The organism is Streptomyces sp. 15-116A (assembly GCF_025290915.1).
Lineage (GTDB): Bacteria > Actinomycetota > Actinomycetes > Streptomycetales > Streptomycetaceae > Streptomyces.
The window spans coordinates 1-2,657 of sequence record NZ_JAOCQE010000468.1 but is presented as its reverse complement, the minus strand read 5'-3'; the positions used below and the strand labels follow the sequence as shown (position 1 = coordinate 2,657).

Annotated in this window: 2 protein-coding genes and 1 pseudogene; 2 read left to right on the top strand and 1 reads right to left on the bottom strand. The window is 67.5% G+C overall.

Translation table 11 applies throughout. From position 1 onward, the window contains the following. Positions 1 to 456, top strand: a pseudogene (locus N4P33_RS34450) (serine/threonine protein kinase); the annotation flags it as partial. Positions 457 to 524: 68 nt separating this feature from the next. Here the strand turns inward: N4P33_RS34450 and N4P33_RS34445 are convergent. Further along, the gene (locus tag N4P33_RS34445; RefSeq protein ID WP_260830850.1) at positions 525 to 1,991 is read right to left on the bottom strand and encodes an amino acid permease; all 1,467 of its coding nucleotides are present in this window, start codon (positions 1,989 to 1,991) and stop codon (positions 525 to 527) included. Between the two features lie 208 nt (positions 1,992 to 2,199). On the opposite strand from N4P33_RS34445, the gene N4P33_RS34440 reads away from it, so the two are divergent. Continuing rightward, positions 2,200 to 2,657 (top strand): ribose-5-phosphate isomerase (locus N4P33_RS34440; RefSeq protein WP_260830849.1); only part of this gene is annotated, 458 nt, incomplete at its 3' end.

Here is a 2,657-nt window from a genome sequence, read left to right as displayed (position 1 = left end):
CCCACGGTCAACGGCACCTCAAGGCCCCCGACCCTCCCGCCCGGCACCCGCCAGGAAGCCGGCGGTTTCGCCTGGGCACCCCCCACCGACTGGCGCCGCGACGTCCAGACCGGTGCCGAAGTGCACTACACCTCTCCCGACGGCCGCCAGGAACTCGTCGCCAAGTCCGCCCTCGCCCGCGGCAACCTCCTCCAGACCTGGCAGACCTCCGAACGCAACGCCCACCAGGGCCAGAACTACCGGAAGATCCGCCTGGAGGAGACCACCTTCCGCGGCCACCCCGCCGTCGTCTGGGAGTACACGTTCACCCTCAAGGGCACCCCCTGGCACGCCCGCCTCCTCGGCTTCAACCAGGACGGCAAGTCGTACCAGATCAACACCTGGTACCAGCCCCCCATTGAGAACCAGGCCCTGCGCACCTACGAGAAGACGAAGAAGAGCTTCACCGTGCTCTGAACCCACAACACACGGGAGGGGCCCGCGACACACGCCACGGGCCCCTCCACAAGTGCACCAAGCAGACCTCAGCCGACCGAGACCTCGTCCCGCTCCTCGGCAGCGGCGGCCCGCCCCGCACCGACCCGCTGCTTCACCACGGCGATGACCAGCACGATCGCCGCGACCAGCAACGACAACAACATCGTCGTCCGCCCGTTGTGCTCCGTGTCCGTCAGCATGTACCCCAGCACGAACACGATCAGCGCGGCACTCGCCCACGTCAGATACGGGTACAGCCACATCTTCACGACCAGCTTCTCCGGCGCCTCCGCCTGGATGATCTTCCGCATCCGCAGCTGCGAGAAGCAGATCACCAGCCACACGAACAGCGCGACCGCGCCGGAGGAGTTGACCAGGAACAGGAAGACGGAGTCCGGGAACTTGTAGTTGAAGAACACCGCGACGAAGCCGAACACCACCGACACGAGGATCGCCGTCCGCGGCACGCCCCGCTCCGTGGTCCGGGCGAACGCCTTCGGCGCGTCCCCGCGCTGACCGAGCGAGAAGGCCATCCGGGAGGCCGTGTAGAGCCCGGAGTTCAGGCAGGACAGCACCGACGTCAGCACGATGAAGTTCATGATCTGACCGGCGTGCGCGATACCGAGCGAGTCCAGCGCGGCCACGTACGAGCCGTCCTCGGCGATCGACTTGCTGTCCCAGGGCAGCAGACAGACGACGACGAAGATCGAGCCGAGGTAGAAGACACCGATACGCCAGATGATGCTGTTGGTCGCCTTGGTGACCGCCCGCTGCGGGTCCTCCGACTCACCGGCGGCCAGGGTCGCGATCTCACTGCCCATGAAGGAGAAGACCACGAGCAGGATGCCGGTGAGGATCGCACCGGCCCCGTTGGGCAGGAAACCGCCGTGCTCGGTGAGGTTGGCCAGACCCGCCTGCTCGCTGTCGACACCGGGCAGCAGACCGAAGACGGCCAGCCCGCCGACGACGATGAACGCGGCGATGGCGACGACCTTGATCCCGGCGAACCAGAACTCGAACTCGCCGTAGGAGCCGACGGACACCAGGTTCGTCGCGGTCAGCACCACCATCACGATGAGCGCCCAGGCCCACTGCGGGACGGCCGGTATCCACCCTTCGAGGATCGCGGCACCGGCGGTCGCCTCCACCGCCAGCACGACCACCCAGAAGAACCAGTACAGCCAGCCGATGGAGAACCCGGCCCAGGGACCGAGCGCCCGGTCGGCGTGCGCGGAGAAGGAGCCGGAGGTCGGGTTGGCCGCGGACATCTCGCCGAGCATGCGCATGACCAGCACCACGAGCGTGCCGACGAGCGCGTACGAGAGCAGGATGCCGGGTCCGGCGGTCGCGATGCCGGAGCTGGACCCGACGAACAGGCCGGCGCCGATGACGCCGCCGATGGCGATCATCGACAGATGACGGTTCTTGAGTCCGGCCTGCAGACCGGAGCCGCCGGGGTCGCCGGGGCTTCCGTGACCGTTTCCGGCCTTGGCCAGAGTCGGCTGCGAAGTCATGGAACGGATTTCCTTTGCGCCGGGGGAGCTAGCAGCCCGCACACGGTGGTGTACGAGCTGGACCAGTGAAACGGAGGCTGTCGAATCGGGGAACCTTCGAAAGCAAATTGTTACTTGAGGTTTCCCTGAGGTTCTGTAATTCACCTCACGTTTTGCGGGCGCGACACCCCGCGCGCCTGCCCGCGAACCCCCGTGTCACACTCGGACCATGCGCGTGTACCTCGGTTCCGACCATGCCGGCTACGAACTCAAGAACCACCTCGTCGAGTGGCTCAAAGAGGCGGGTCACGACCCCGTCGACTGCGGCCCGCACATCTACGACGCCCAGGACGACTACCCGCCCTTCTGCCTCCGCGCCGCCGAGCGGACCGCCGCGGACCCCGATGCCCTCGGCATCGTGATCGGCGGCTCGGGCAACGGCGAGCAGATCGCCGCGAACAAGGTGAAGGGCGTACGGGCGGCCCTGGCCTGGAGCGAGGAGACGGCGGCGCTGGGCCGCCAGCACAACAACGCCAACGTGGTCGCGGTCGGCGCGCGCATGCACACGCAGGACGAGGCGACGAAGTTCGTGGAGACCTTCCTGAACACCCCGTACTCGGGCGACGAACGCCACACCCGCCGCATCGACATGCTCACCGCCTACGAAACCACGGGCGACCTCCCCCC

What these genes read in the sequence shown, in the direction of transcription:
- N4P33_RS34445 (WP_260830850.1), bottom strand. Translation starts at nt 1,991, where the DNA reads ATGACTTCGCAGCCGACTCTGGCCAAGGCCGGAAACGGTCACGGAAGC.